The sequence below is a fragment of the Gemmatimonadota bacterium genome (genome assembly GCA_041390105.1).
GTDB lineage: Bacteria > Gemmatimonadota > Gemmatimonadetes > Longimicrobiales > Gaopeijiaceae > JAGQIF01.
On sequence record JAWKQO010000001.1, the window covers coordinates 1432598 to 1446618 of the forward strand.

Consider the following 14021-nt stretch of genomic DNA (forward strand, 5'->3'; position numbering starts at 1 on the left):
GATCCCCGGGTGCCGGCCCCGGCCCTGCCTGCCCCAGGGCGGCCGTCGGCCCGCTCCCGGCATGTGCAGCAGCCCCGCGGGACGCAGGACCAGCAGATCTTCCTTCTGCTAGTAACCCCACTCCCGGAACAAACGAACGCCGATGACCCGTCTGAGGTCGAAGAGCAGCTCGTCGAACCCGGTCGCCCCCAGCTGCGCGAGCCTACGCTCCACGAAGCCCTCGACACCGACCTCGTCCGAGAGGCGCCATTCCACCCTGAAGCCGGAGAAGCGTTGGGAGGCGAACGGACTCAGGATCAGTGCCAGGAACACATCGTCGGCGACGTACTTGCCCACCTCCACCTCGGCCGTGCGCAGTCCCGCGACCACGGCGTTCTGGCTCACTCCCTGGCTGAACGCCTGCTGGGTGGTGACTGCCAGGTAGTCGAACGGGAGCTCCTCTGCGACCAATGAGCCCACCTGGCTGGCCAGGGCGCCCAACGTGAGGGTGAGCCCTGCCGACCCCAGGACGGAGCCGCCTTGGCGCGCGAGTTGGGACAGCGCCGCCTGCGGCTGCCCGAACAGCAGGTAGCTGATCAGGTCCTCCTGGGTGGCGCCGGGGAGATCGCTGGTGAGGTGAACCTCGGGCCGCAGCATGGTGCCATCCACGCTGGCCGTGATATCGAGGCCACCACTCCCGGCAGTGCGCAGACGATTCAGTGCCGTGATCTCCAAGGTGGGGTTGACCCCCGGTGTGCCCAGGAAGCGCACGGTCCCCTGCTGCACGTCGAACTGGCGGCCGACGACGCGATAGGTGCCCCGCAGGGCGTTCAGATCGCCCAGCATGGCCAGCGTCCGGTTGGAGCGGTCAAAGGTGAGCAGCAGGGCGCCGGCCATCTCCACGTTCATCTCGGGACTGCGCAACCAGACGTTGCCGTCCATCGACACGTCGACGGTCACTCGCAGGTTCTGGATGAACGGGTTCTGGCTCTCCCGCACGATGGGCTCGAGCGCCAGAAGTTCGCGATCGAACTCCGCCAGCGCCGGGTCGGTCAGGTCGACGATGGTGGCCGCGCGAACGAACTCGTCGAGGTAGAGGACTCCCTCGCGCACATTCAGCTGGCCCGTCAGCTCGGGGCGGCGATAGCTGCCACCGAGGTGGACGCTGCCCGCGACGCGGGCCTCCATCTCGCGCCGGGCCGCGGCGCGCACCACGTCCCGATCCACGGTGACGATATCGAGATCGAACCCCGGATCGGCGATGGGATTCAGATTCAGCGTACCGGTGACGCGTGCCCGCCCGCCTTCGCGCAGCGTAGCGTCGACCGTCACGACTCCATTGGGTGTCAGCTCGAAGGTGCCGTCAGCCTCGGAGGGGCGGATCCCGAAGTCGGGCAGGGTCGCGGCACCACCGGTCAGGCGCACGGCACCGGACGGCTGAAGGTCGCTGGGCGTGCCGGCCACCACGAAGTTGCCAGAGAGCTCGCCCTCGACTTGCTCGTAGTTGGGGAAGAACCCCAGCACGTTGGCGAGAGGAACAGAGTCCGCCTGCATCGACAACCGGACCGGTCCTTCGGGGATCCGGTCCTGGACTCCCACGAGTGCCAGATCGGCCGGCATGGTTCCTTCGATGCGAACGGCTCGACGCCCGCCTCTCCATCCGAATACCGAGCCGCGCAACACTCGGCCACGATAGTCCAGGTCTCCTTCCAACAGATCGAAGCGCACCACGCGGTAGCGCAGGTCACGTACGCCGAGCTTGCCTTCGATGACCGGGGCGCCCAGCGTCCCCGTCACGTCGAGGCTCAGATCGACCAGGCCCTCGATGTCGTTCTCCTGGAACGCGATGACCCGGCTGATGCGCGCCAGGTCGAGGGCGCGCACCTCTACCGCCAAGGAGCCCGAGCCGTCCCTGGGCAGGGTCCCGTTGGCGTCGAGACGGAAGGTCTCCACTCCCGACCGCAGAAGCGTCAGGTCCCGGACCTCGAGCCCCTGCGGCCCCCAGGCCAGTCGCGCCGGACCGCCCAGATTCCAGCGCTCGCCCTGGTCCACGAGCGAGAACTGATCCACGTGCAGCAGGGTCGCCGTCGAATCTGCATCGATCTCGCCCGCGGCGAACACGGTGCCGCTCTCGCGGACCAGCTCCATGACCACCCGGCCGCGGCCCCCGGACAATCCCACTGTGCCCGTGGCGGACTGGAAGGGACGGTCCAGCAGCGCCACCGCGGTGCCCTCCACGCGTGCCTCGAGATCGCCGCTCTGCAGGTCGAAGCGGTCCACCTGCGCCACCGCGCGTTCCGCCCGGATCCCCTTGTAGACGGCATCGGTGAACTCGACCCGCCCTTCGCCGATCAGCGCGCGTGCAGTGCCGCGCAGCGTGCCGCGCAGCTCGAAGGCTCCACCCAGGTCGACGGCGCTGGTATCGGCCGGCGAGCCCTCCAGAGCCTCCAACCGGCGCCGCACCTCGGCCAGGCCCACCGGCAGGTCGCCTTCCTCTCCGAAGACCAGCGGTCGCAGGCCCGCGAGCGTGCCCTCCGTCAACGCGATCTGCAGCGCACCCTCGGGAGCCTCGGGCTCCAACGCCAGAGTGCCCCGTGCGTCCAGTCGCCCCAGCGCCGACGCGGCCGCCAACGAGTCGAGGCGCAGCACGCCCTCGTCCACACGCAACGCGCTGCTCACCTGGCGGATCTGGATACCGGCCAGGCGCGACGAAGTCAGGTCCAACGCTGCGGTCAACGCACCCTCGGCGGGGCCCAGCGTGAGATCCACCGAGCCGTTCACCGCCGTGCGCTCCGGGACGCTGCCCGACAGCGCGGAGAGGTCCAAGGCTGCCAGCGTTCCCTGCACCTCGACGGCGGCTCGGCCGCCGACGCGCGTCACGCGGGCACGCACGTCCAGCGGTCCACCGCTGGTCTCGAGGTCGGTGGTGAGCTGCAGTGCCTCGACCGTTCCCGAAACCTCCACTCGTCCGCGAGCCTCGCCTCGCGGCTCGAGCTCGGGGGCCAGCGCCATCAGGTCCACCAGGCGGAGGGGCTCGAGATCCAAGGTGCCAAGTACACCCAGCGCCTCGCCCGCTGGGCGCTGCAGGCGGACATCCGCCGCGATACGCGTGGGGGGGGCGGCCGTGCTTCCCTTCTGCACCCAACCCTGTAGCTGAAGGCCCTCCGCCAGCGTGCCGTCGACGCGGACGTCGAACTCGCCGGGACCCGACAGCCAGCCTGGGCCGCCCCAGCGGTGCAAGAGCGCATAGTCGAAAGGTTGCCCCACCACGCGCAGGTCGCTCGCTCCGACCGTCCGGCCCGTTCGCACGACACCGTCGAGGACAAGCCGCGACGGCGTGAGCGCTCCGGCCGGATCGCGGAGGGTGAGGTTCGCATCCAGCGCGAGTCGCGACGGGGGGCCGTCCACGCGCGCTGTCCCATCCACGCGGCCCCAGGCCAGGGTCGTGTCGGGGAGCCAGGGCTCCAACAGCGCCAGATCCAGATTCTCGACCGAGAGGGCCATGCGCTCGAATCGCAGGTCGGGATCGAACGTCAGGTCGCCACTCGCCGTGAGTGCTCCGCCGCGACCCTCGTAGCGCGCCTCGGAGAACGACCAGCGGCTGCTCCCGGGCGCGAGCGCTCCTTCGAGGTGCCCCTGCACACGCCCCTGTGGCAACTCGGGAAGGAGCCAGCGCAGTTCCTCGAGGGCGACCGGCCGCGCGTCGATCTGAAGCGCAGTGACGACGCCCGTCGAGTCACTCCACGAAACCTGCACCCCGCCCTTCGCCTCGGACTCCGGAAGCCGCAGCCGGGCCACTTCCACACGAAGTTGGTTGGCTTCGTGCTCGACGCGACCGACCATCTCCTGCACGTCCACCGTGCCCTCCAGCAGGGCCGCCTGGAATCCCAGCCGGTAGATCTCCGCGACGTCGATGCCCTGCGCGCCCCCCAGCACGACGCGGGGAAGCTCCGCATCGATCGCTGAAAACTGGAGCGGGCGCCCGTCCGGCGGCTCGATGCGTATGCTGGTGCGGTGGAGCTCGACGTTGCGCAGCACGAAGCGAGCAGGTCCCACCAGCCCCGTGTCGGTCGAGTCAGCGACGGCCGGCTGGGCCGCCGGGACCGCCGCGGTGTCCGCGAACACGCGGGCCACGTTCCACCCCCCTTCCTGGGAGCGTAGGACCAGCAGCGCGCCGTGCACGTCCAGGGACGAAAGCTCACGGCTCCCGGTGAGCAACGACCAGGCCGAATAGCCGACCAGGATCGAGTCGGCGGTGAGCAGCGGCATGCCGTCGGGATCCCGGAGCACCACGTCGATCAGGGAGGCCTGCTCGAACAGGTCGCCTCCACCGAACGCGCCCACCTCGAGCGAGCCGTTGACCAGCGCCCGCGCGCGCTCCAGGGCCTGCGAGAGCACCAGGGACCGTCCCGGGGCGGTGCGCGCCAAGAGCAAGGTGGTCGTCATCACCAGGATGACCACCACCCCGATCGAGAATGCGATTCCGCGCACCCACCGTGACACGCGCACCGTCAGAACGCCTGTCCGATCGAGAGATGGAACTGGAAGCGGTCGAGCGACCAGCGGTCCGCAGAGCCGAAGAGCACGCGCGGCCTCAACAGCGCCAGGTCGTCGCTCCGTACGTACTCCACGCCGTCCACCTCGAACGGCGTCCGACCGGCATCGCGGTCCGGGTCGTAGCGGCGGATCTGGGACGTCACCACGGGCAACATCTCCGCTTCCGCGAATCGATACCCCACGTCCAGACGGATGGGGCCGATCGGGGAGAAGTACCGCACCCCGACGCCTGGAGACGGCTCCAGATCAGAGAGTGAGAACGACCCTGTTTCATCCCACACCTGTCCCACGTCCAGGAAGGCAGCCCCCTGGAGCGCCGTCTCGCCGAAGTCCACGCGCAGCTCGGCGCTGGCCAACGCTACCCGACTCCCCCCGGTCGGTCTCGGGCTGAACGCTCCGGCAACATCGAGCAGAGGGGTGGCGTCGCAGGTCAGGAGCTGGACCTCAGCGGGTGCGCAGACGGCCGCGCCGCCCTCCGCCGGGATCACCAGGCGCTCCAGCTCGACCGCCAGCGTGCGGGGGCCCAGCTGGTTCTCCCGGAACCCGCGCACGGTGCTGGCGCCCCCCGCGTAGAAGCGCTTCTGCGGGTGGATGATCGCCAGCCCCGTCTCATTGGTGGACAAGCCGCGGAACTCACTCGGCGTCACGTTGCCCGCCCGCGCACGCGTGGCAAAGACCACCTGCTCAGAAAGGCGACGGTACCACGCCACCTCTCCGAGCCAGCGCCGATATCCGAAGTCCGACCCCGTCCAGGCGGCCGCGTACTCGCCGTCCAGGAGGACCGTGAAGCCGCGGGTGGGATTCAGGATCTGATCGATGCGCGAGCGCGTGTAGGTCAATCCGAGCGGCGTCAGCCAGTTGTTCCCCTGCAGCACGATGATGTCCTGGAGGTTGCACACCAGCAGGTTCGTGCAGAACAAGAACTCGGCTGCGTCCAGCCGCGCCACCTGGGGCCGGTATGACAGCGAGACCAGCTGCCCACTTCCGATGTCGCGCGTCAGCGCTGCCGTCGCTCCTACGGCATTGCGGATGAATACGTCCTGGATGGCCTGCCGCTCGATGAAGGCGCTCGACTGGAGCGAGGTGCGCGACCCCAACACGAACGGTTGGGTGAAGTCCCCGGCAAGCTGCCAGTTCAAGCCCGCGAACTCGCCCGTGCCGGCCTCGCTGCAGGCCGTGCTGTTCAACTCCGAAGCGAGGACGTTGGAGATGCGTGCCCGCAGTTGGAGGCGGCGCGCACCGCCGAAGAAGTTGCGGCTCGTCCAACGCCCCTCGCCGTTGAGGCATTCGGCATTGCTCATGCCCAGTGCGGCCCGGACTCGATGGATGTCCCCCTCGGTGACGCTCACGTGGAGCGGAACGATCGAATCCGGATCGTTCTCCAGGTTCTCGGCGATGTTCGCGAAGCGCACGATCTCCATGCTGTAGAGATCCTGCGTGGCGTTCTGCAGACGGCTCTTCACGTAGGGCTGTCCCGGACGAATCCGGACGGCCCGTCGAAGCGTCTCGTCCGAGAGGGTGGGACCCGCCGCGGAGTCGACTGCCACCGCTTCGTACGACACCGCGCCGAAGCGCGCCTGCGGACCGGTGTAGACGTCGAAGGTCACCTGGGCCGAGAGGGGCGCCGAAGCGGGAATGAAGATCTCCCGGAAGATCTCGGCGTGCGCGTAGCCCTGTTCCTGGAGCCGCACCAGCACGGAGTCGCGGTCCGCGGCCAGATCGATGCCGTCCAGTCGACTCCCTACATGCGTGCGCAGAGCACCCGTGAGATCCGAATCCAGCTCCTCCAACCCCAGAAAGGTCAACGAGTCGATGAGGATGGGGTCGTTCTCCGTAATCCGGAACAGAAGGTCGACCTTGGAGGAATCCCCAGGCTCGGGGTAGGTGAGAACCGGCTCCACGGTAGCCCGCCGGAAGCCTCTCTGCGCATACAGCACCCGCAGGCGCACCGCATCGACTTGCAGCATGCGTGCGCTGATCGTGTAGTGCTCTTGAGCCGCCTCCACGCCCAGCCAGCACAAGGGAGCCAGGAGCGCCGAACGACAGGCGCTCTCGTTGGTGAAGATCGACTGCCGCAGCTCCCTACGGCCGATGGCCGAGTTGCCTTCGAAGCGCAGCGACACCACCTCGGGTTCACGGCTCTGGGCGCCCAAGGTACTCGCCAGCGTCGCGCCGCCGATCAGGCTGGAAAGCAACGCTCGCTGGAGGGTCTTGCGCATGGACGCACCGGCAGTGGTCACGGCGCGCCCGAGTCGGGGGACCCAGCCCGCCCTGCGAGCCAGCTGGCGGGTGGACGCGGCGCCACGTGGCGGATGGTAGGTCGGAATACACCGTCGTTCCGGAAGTACATATGGTGCTCGACCGTCAGATGTTCCGCGTCGACGTGCACCACATTGAAGGTGTTCTTTCCCTTCTCTGCCCCCCGTCCGCGCCGGGAGGTCGCGGTTCCCGAATGGACGATGAGGATGTCCCGGCTCCGCTCCGGGAGCACACACGCCGCTCGACTCACGAAGCCACGGTGGAGGTGCCCGCTCAGGATCAGATCCACGCCGGCGGCTTCGAGCACGTCCAGAACCCGCCCGCGCAGCGGCAGCGGCGGATGGTAGGTCCAATCCCCTGGAACGGCCATGTGGTGATGCAGCACGGCGACCCTGAGGTCCCCAGGGGGCGCCTCCGCAAAGGCCTCCCGAGCGTAGGTCAACTGCGCCTCACGCACGGTGCCGTTGACGATGGCGGTGCGGGGGGCCGCCGTGTTGAGTGCCACGACGGTCAACCCGTCGATCCGCGTCACCGAGTCCAGGCGATCCTCGATCCAGCGACGGTAGTTGCGGAACGGGAACAGCAGGCGCTCCGCCACCCGATAGAGCGCCACGTCATGATTGCCCGGCGTGAGCACCCGCGGTACCTCGGGCAGGCGGTCGATGAAAGCTCGGGCCTGCTCGAACTCGCGCGGCTTGGCGCGCTGCGTGAAGTCGCCCGCCAGGACGATCAGATCGGGTCGGATCTGCCGAGCCGCTGCCAGGAGCGCCTCGGCGGCTTCCGAGTCGTGTGGCTTGCCGAAGTGGAGGTCCGAGGCCTGCAGGATGACGGGCATGGGAGGATCAAGCGCGCTCAGTGGAAGCGTGCGGAGCGCCGCGCAGGCGCAGGGCCCCCAGGAGGCCTGCTACGACGAGCCCGATGCTGATCATCTGCGCGAGCGTAAAGGGACCGAAGAAGCGGTCGTCCTTGATCCGGAAGATCTCGACTACGAAGCGCTCGATGCCCGCGAGCGACAACCAGGTCATGAACAACCAGCCCGGCTTGTGGGCGTGCCGACGGATCCGCCACAGGAACGCGAAGATCAGCAGCGACATGCCGACCTCGTACAGCTGTGTGGGGTGCACGGGGACGACGTTGCCGAAACGCTGCACGAGTGCAGGATCGACCTGCACGCCGAAGGTGCGCTCGATCGCGTCGACGGTTGTGGGCGGCGACCCCTCAGGAAAGCGGACCCCCACCCAGGAGTCCGTGGGCCGTCCGTAGTCGTCACCGACCAGGAAGCAGCCGACGCGACCCACCGCATAGGCCAACGCCAGCGGGGCCGCGGTCAGGTCCGCGATGCGGGGTACCGGCAATCCCAGGCGGCGCACGTGCAGAGCCACGAGGAGAGTGGCCAGGATGAAGCCACCGTACCACACCAACCCGCCCCGCGAGAACAGGAAGCGTGGATCGGCCAGGACCAGGTCGAAGTTGAGCAGCACGTAGTAGAGCTTCGCGCCCAGGATACCACCGACCACCGCAGAGAAGAGCAGGTCCCAGGTGTGGTCTGGATTGAAGCCGGCCCGCGCCATCTCCTTCCGGTGCAGCCAAGCAGCCGTGAGGAACGAGAGGAACATCATCACGCCGAACGTGGTGATGGGCTCCCCGCCCAGGATCGGAATCCACTCCGGAAAGCGGAAGAGGATCGGAAACACGAGCGGCCTCAGCGGCTGGGGTTGGGACTGGCCGCGCGCAAACCGGGAAACGGCAGCGCGGCGTCGGCGGAAACAGGGACCGCGGCGCCATCGCGAGTCCAGCGGAACAAAGCGGCGCGCGCCACCATCGCCCCGTTGTCGAGGGACAGCCGCAGCGAAGCCGTGTGCACGCTCGCGTTGGGGGCCAGCGCTGCGGCGAGGCGTTGGCGCAGGCGCGTGTTGGCCGACACACCACCCCCCAGGAGCACGCGTGGAGCGCCGGTCTCCGCAACGGCGCGTCTCGTCTTGGCGACCAGTACGTCGACCACGGCTTCCTGAAACGAAGCGGCGATATGGGGGCGCTCACCATCGAGGCGACCGGTCGCATCCAGGTCCGCCACCAGTTGGGCGGCAGACGTCTTCAACCCCGAGAAGGACAGATCGTAGTAGTCGTCGTCCCCAGGCGCCTGGTCGCTTCGCACCATCGGCCGCGGCAGCGGATGCCGCGAGGGATCCCCTTCCCGGGCCAGTCGCTCCAACGCGGCCCCGCCCGGATACCCCAGGCCCAGGATCTTGGCCACTTTGTCGAACGCCTCTCCCGCAGCGTCGTCCCGCGTCGAACCCAGCAGCACGTAGCGACCCCACTCCTCCGCGTACAGCAGCAGGGTATGACCACCGGAAACCAGGAGTCCGACGAAAGGAGGCCTCGCCTCCGCATCGTCGAGCGCCACGCCAAAAAGATGGGCTTCCATGTGGTGCACCGGGATCAAGGGAATCCCCAGCGCCACAGAGGCAGCGCGGGCCCAGGTCACGCCCACCAGAAGAGCGCCGATCAAGCCGGGGCCCGACGTGACCCCGATGGCGTCCAGATCCGTGAACCCGATGCCGGCCTGGACCAAGGCGGCGTCGACCACGTCGTCGATCTTGGCCAGATGCGCACGCGCAGCCACCTCCGGAACCACTCCTCCATAGAGGGCGTGTTGATCCTGGCTGTGGATGACCAGCGCAGCCAGCGTCTCGGGGCCCCGCACGATGCCCACCGACGTCTCGTCGCAGCTGGTTTCGATGCCCATGACCCAGAGGTCGCTCACGGCGCCTCCGGAGGGCGAATGCGCACCCGGGGCGGATCGACCTCCGCGCGCAGCAACTCTGGCAGTCCCTCGAGCCGGACGGTCCAGAAGGTCGTGTCCACGGCGTCGGCCTGCGGACGGGCCAGTGCCAGCAGCGGCCCCGTGTCCAGGCGTCCCACCAGGGAGCGGGCCCCGAAGACTCGGATGCTCACCGTGTCCGCCTCCAGTCGCACCGCGCCGACGCGCGGATCGGGTAGGAGCGGGATCCCATCGATCCGGCGCTCGACCTCCTCCTCGAGGGTGATCACCACCGTGACCGAGTCCGGCGTGACGGACAGATCACGATGCCCGGTCAGGTCCACGGCGCGCGTCACGGTGGTGGCGCGACGGTAGTCCCCCAGCGCCAGCGGCTCCAAGGGGATCTCGGTCAGCGCGGCTACGGCGGTGGCCGGCCCACGCAACCGCACGCTACGTGGAACCGTGGTCAGCGGTGCTGAAAGAGCCAGCCCTTCGGGCGGGCCCCCGAGGGCCCGCACGGTGACCGGAACGGAACGCGACTCCATGGGCTCGAAGCTCAAACGCAGTGCCGGCGGCTGAACCTCCCGCACGCTCCCTGCCAGGCGACCCCCCAGCCGAATCCAGTCGCGCTCGATCGCGACCGTGGTATCGGCCCCCGAAACGGCCTCGATGGGAATGACGATGCTCGGGTTGCTGCCGGCCAGTCGGAGGAGATCGCGGGTGGCCCCCTCGAAGTGCAAGGTCACCGGCCCCGGCAGTGGAGTGCGCACGGCCCAGTTGCGGTCGGTCAGCTCGACCGTCACCGGGACGTTCTCGAGGGTTCGAGTGGCGGGCGAGTCGATGCGTACGGCAATCCAGAGCAGCAGGGCGAGGCCGAGCGCGGCTGCCTTCAGCGCCCCGTTCTTCGCCAATACCTCCTGCAACCGACTCACGTCAGGAAGGGGCTCCGGCCGCGCGGATCACGGAGTCAGCATCCGCTCGATCTGTTCGCGGTACGCGAGCTGATCCCAGTTGGTCCCGCCCGCCACCTTGCGTCGGATCACGCCATCCGGCCCCACCAGGAAGGACTCGGGCAGACCTGTGGTCTGATACTCCCGTTGGATCTCGCCAGCCGGGTTCAGCAGGATCGGGAACGTGAGACCCAACTCACTCACGAACGCGGGCACGTCGCCGCCCGGCCGTCCGCCCACATCGACCTCGCCGAACCTGGCGTCGACGTTGACCGCCAGGATCTCGAAGGGCCGATCCTTCATCTCCTCGTACAGGCGCTGCATCGACGGCATCTCCGACCGGCAGGGAGCACACCAGGTCGCCCACAGGTTCACCAGCACCACCTTGCCGCGGTAGTCGGCCAGATCGAGCGTGTCCCCCTCGAGAGAGGGATAGGCGAAGGTCGGCGCAGCCACGCCCGGGCCCACCGGGCGAAACTTGTCGCGGCTGATCCAGGCGGCGGCGATCAACGCCAACGCGGTCCCGGCAGCGATCATGTACACGCGTGACGGCCGCATCAGCTCCCCCCTCCTTCGCGAGCGCGCCGGCCCACCACCAAGCGGACCGTGGATCCCTCTTCGATCTGGCGCCCGGGCGCCGGTTCCTGCTCGATCACCTTTCCTTGATCCAATCCGAAGCGGAAGCGGACCTCGACGTCTCCGACCCGCAGACCAAGCGCCTCCAGCTGCTCGGTGGCCTCCTCCTCGCTCAGGCCGATCAACCTCGGCATGGCGACGAGTGGGGGCCCCAGACTCACCTGCACCCCGATGGTCGCAGGTAGTTCGACCAGGTCCCCCGCTTCAGGCACCAGCCCCACCACCGTGCCGCGGGGCGCCGACGCCTCCACGCTGTCCAGCGCCAACGTGAAGCCCGACGCCTCCAGCAACGCGACGGCTTGGTCGAGCGGCGCCCCCACCAGCTCCGGCACGCGGATCTCCTGCCGGCCACTGCTCACGGACAGCCGGACGGCCGAGCCCGGCAGCGCTCGCTGGCCGGGCAGCGGGCTCTGTCCGAACACACCGCCGATATCGACCCCCGGATGCTTGACGGAGTCGACCTCGCCGACGACCAGGCCTATGCCTTCAAGGCGAGCCGCGACCTCCGAGAGCTCCTCCCCACTCAGATCGGGTACGGTGATCAGATTCTCGGGCGCCGGGGCAGCCGGAAACACCACGCGGGTGGAGAACAGATAACCGACCAGAAGCCCGACGAGGCCGAGCACCGCCGCGCGTCCCCAGCCGCTGCCGCTTACGCCAGAGAGCCAGCGGCGCACGTCGGCGTTCCCCGAGCGCGGCCGACGACGAGGCCCGATCACGCTCGACTGCGCTTCTTTGCTCTGATTTCCTGGGCTGATCGGCTTCATGAATCCCGTCTGAGGCGAGCGGCGAAGGCGCCGTCGTAGCCGCTCTGCTGCGGCAGGACCGTAAGGCGGCCTCGTTCGTCCAGGAACCGCGGGTCCATGGTCCGCGGCGCCTCCAACCTAAAGTCCGGACGGCGGCTCAGAAACCGCTCGACCTGCTCCTGGTTCTCCTCCGGCTCCAGGCTGCAGGTGGCATACACCAGAAGGCCCCCGGGGGGTACCAGGGGCGCCGCACCGTCGAGGAGCCTCTCCTGGACCCCGGCCATGGCTCGAATGTCTTTCGGTCTGAGGCGCCAGCGTCCATCGGGGTGACGCCGCAAGGTTCCGGTCCCGGTGCAGGGGGCGTCGAGCAGCACCACCGGGGCTTTTCGCAAAGGCGGGCGGCCGGCATCGGCGACCATCAGCGTCACCCCGAGCCCCAGACGTCGCACGCTCGCGGCCAGGAGGTGCAGGCGCGACTCCGAGGCATCGGCAGCGACCACTCGCAGCCCGCGCGCCGCGAGTCCCAGGGCCTTGCCCCCCGGCGCGGCGCACAGGTCGGCGACGAAGGCCCCGTCTCCAGGGTCGATCATCCCGACCACCAGCGACGCCCCTGGATCCTGCACGAAGGCGTGGACGCGCGGGAGCAGGGTCCGCAGCCGCGTTCCTGCGGGCAGGCGGACGGAGCCGACCCCCTCCTCCAATGCAGCTCCGACGACGCCCTCGGTTTCGAGCGCGGAACGCAGGCGGTGCGGATCGCCATCCGCAGGGACCAGAAAGACGGGGGGCTGACGGTTGTTCGACTCCACGAGGGCGCGCACATCACCTGGCGTCCACTGGCGGAGCCAGCGTTCCACCAACCACCTGGGGTGCGAGCCCCACGACGACAGATGACCGAGGGGGTCGGCCTCGAACGCCGGAAAGGCATCCGGGTCGTGGGAAAGGGCTTCGGCACGGCGAAGGACCGCGTTGGTGAGGCGGGCGGCGCCCTCACCCACCACGTCACGGGCCAGCTCCACCCCCTGGGAGATCCCAGCGTAGGTGGGCGTGCCCAACGACAGCACCTCGTAGAGGCCCGCGCGCAGGATCGCCCGTACCGGCGCATCCAACTCGGCCAGCGGGCGACTGGAAACCACGCCCAGCAGGTGGTCGAGGCGGCCGCGCATGCGCTGGACCCCGTACACGACCTGGTGGACCCAGGGGCGGATCTCGGGAGCCAGCGCCTCCGTCTCGAACACACGGTCGGCGCGCCGCCCGCGCTCGATGGCGAGGAGGACCTGCACGACCGCGCGGCGCTCCTCCGTCGCGCGGCCGACCCGGCCGCTCAGTCGAGCATCCCCTGTGACGGCGAGGACGGAACCGCGATCTCGCGGGAAGGCATGCGCCCCGCCAGGTAGGCGAGGCGCCCCGCCCGCACAGCCAGCTTCATGGCCTCGGCCATCGCCGGCGGATGCACGGCCTTGGCAATCGCCGTGTTCATGAGCACGCCATCGACGCCCTGCTCCATCGTCACGCAGGCGTCCGAGGCGGTTCCCACCCCGGCGTCCACGATGATGGGAACGGAGCAGCGGCGCTTGATCTCGCGGATGAAGAACGGGTTGACCACTCCCAGACCCGATCCGATGGGACTGGCCAGGGGCATGACCGAGACACAGCCCGCATCCTCCAGCCTCAGGGCCATGATCAAGTCGTCATTGGTGTAGGCCATCACCTGGAATCCCTCCGCCACCAGCGTCCGCGCGGCCTCCAGCGTGGCCACCGTGTCCGGCAGCAGAGTGGTCTGGTCTCCGATCACCTCGAGCTTGACGAAGTCACCGAGCCCGGCTGCACGGCCCAAACGCGCGTAGCGCACGGCCTCTTCCGCCGTGAAGCACCCCGCAGTGTTGGGGAGCAGAAAGAACTCGGAGGGATCGAGATGATGGAGGATGCCCTCCTCCTGCGAGCGATCCAGGTCCACCCGCCGCACGGCCACGGTCACCATCTCCGCGCCACTGGCGCGCAGTGCCCGTACCATGGTCGCGTTGTCCGAGTACTTGCCCGTCCCCACGATCAGCCGGCTACGGAAGGTCCGGTCACCGATCACGAAGACGTCGTCGGACGCGACTGCTGTCTCCAGGTCCTTCTGCATCGTCTTTG

Annotated in this window: 10 protein-coding genes; all 10 read right to left on the reverse strand. The window is 69.0% G+C overall.

The features are described from left to right. Window positions 1-108: 108 nt before the first annotated feature. From R3E10_06415 to R3E10_06460, 10 genes are read right to left on the reverse strand one after another with little or no spacing between them, the layout of a single operon-like run. Window positions 109-4488, reverse strand: a complete 4380-nt coding sequence (locus tag R3E10_06415) for a translocation/assembly module TamB domain-containing protein (GenBank protein MEZ4415369.1) — start codon at window positions 4486-4488, stop codon at window positions 109-111. Between the two features lie 2 nt (window positions 4489-4490). Then, window positions 4491-6755 carry a BamA/TamA family outer membrane protein gene (locus R3E10_06420; protein ID MEZ4415370.1) on the reverse strand — a complete coding sequence of 755 codons (2265 nt, stop codon included), beginning with the start codon at window positions 6753-6755 and terminating at the stop codon, window positions 4491-4493. A 17-nt stretch (window positions 6756-6772) separates the two neighbouring features. Further along, window positions 6773-7630: a metallophosphoesterase gene (locus tag R3E10_06425; protein MEZ4415371.1), complete on the reverse strand. Its 858-nt coding sequence runs from the start codon at window positions 7628-7630 to the stop codon at window positions 6773-6775. Window positions 7631-7637: 7 nt separating this feature from the next. Continuing rightward, complete coding sequence (locus R3E10_06430; protein ID MEZ4415372.1) at window positions 7638-8489, reverse strand: prolipoprotein diacylglyceryl transferase; 852 nt, start codon at window positions 8487-8489, stop codon at window positions 7638-7640. 8 nt (window positions 8490-8497) lie between these two features. Then, window positions 8498-9559, reverse strand: a complete 1062-nt coding sequence (gene tsaD, locus R3E10_06435) for a tRNA (adenosine(37)-N6)-threonylcarbamoyltransferase complex transferase subunit TsaD (GenBank protein MEZ4415373.1) — start codon at window positions 9557-9559, stop codon at window positions 8498-8500. Continuing rightward, the gene (locus R3E10_06440) at window positions 9556-10488 is read right to left on the reverse strand and encodes a CdaR family protein (protein MEZ4415374.1); all 933 of its coding nucleotides are present in this window, start codon (window positions 10486-10488) and stop codon (window positions 9556-9558) included. Before R3E10_06440 ends, tsaD begins: the two co-directional genes overlap by 4 nt. Window positions 10489-10515: 27 nt before the next feature. Further along, a complete protein-coding gene (locus tag R3E10_06445; protein ID MEZ4415375.1) occupies window positions 10516-11064 on the reverse strand; it encodes a TlpA disulfide reductase family protein in 549 nt (182 codons plus the stop codon). Then, complete coding sequence (locus tag R3E10_06450; GenBank protein ID MEZ4415376.1) at window positions 11064-11909, reverse strand: PASTA domain-containing protein; 846 nt, start codon at window positions 11907-11909, stop codon at window positions 11064-11066. Before R3E10_06450 ends, R3E10_06445 begins: the two co-directional genes overlap by 1 nt. Continuing rightward, complete coding sequence (locus R3E10_06455) at window positions 11906-13213, reverse strand: transcription antitermination factor NusB (protein ID MEZ4415377.1); 1308 nt, start codon at window positions 13211-13213, stop codon at window positions 11906-11908. The genes R3E10_06450 and R3E10_06455 overlap by 4 nt, the downstream gene beginning before the upstream one ends. After that, window positions 13210-14013: a thiazole synthase gene (locus tag R3E10_06460; protein MEZ4415378.1), complete on the reverse strand. Its 804-nt coding sequence runs from the start codon at window positions 14011-14013 to the stop codon at window positions 13210-13212. Before R3E10_06460 ends, R3E10_06455 begins: the two co-directional genes overlap by 4 nt. Between the last annotated feature and the right edge of the window lie 8 nt (window positions 14014-14021).

Excerpts from the sequence above, each read along its gene's own strand:
- R3E10_06450 (MEZ4415376.1), bottom strand. The coding sequence starts at position 11,909 with ATGAAGCCGATCAGCCCAGGAAATCAGAGCAAAGAAGCGCAGTCGAGC.
- R3E10_06425 (MEZ4415371.1), bottom strand. The coding sequence starts at position 7,630 with ATGCCCGTCATCCTGCAGGCCTCGGACCTCCACTTCGGCAAGCCACAC.
- R3E10_06420 (MEZ4415370.1), bottom strand. The coding sequence starts at position 6,755 with ATGCGCAAGACCCTCCAGCGAGCGTTGCTTTCCAGCCTGATCGGCGGC.
- R3E10_06445 (MEZ4415375.1), bottom strand. The coding sequence starts at position 11,064 with ATGCGGCCGTCACGCGTGTACATGATCGCTGCCGGGACCGCGTTGGCG.
- R3E10_06460 (MEZ4415378.1), bottom strand. The coding sequence starts at position 14,013 with ATGCAGAAGGACCTGGAGACAGCAGTCGCGTCCGACGACGTCTTCGTG.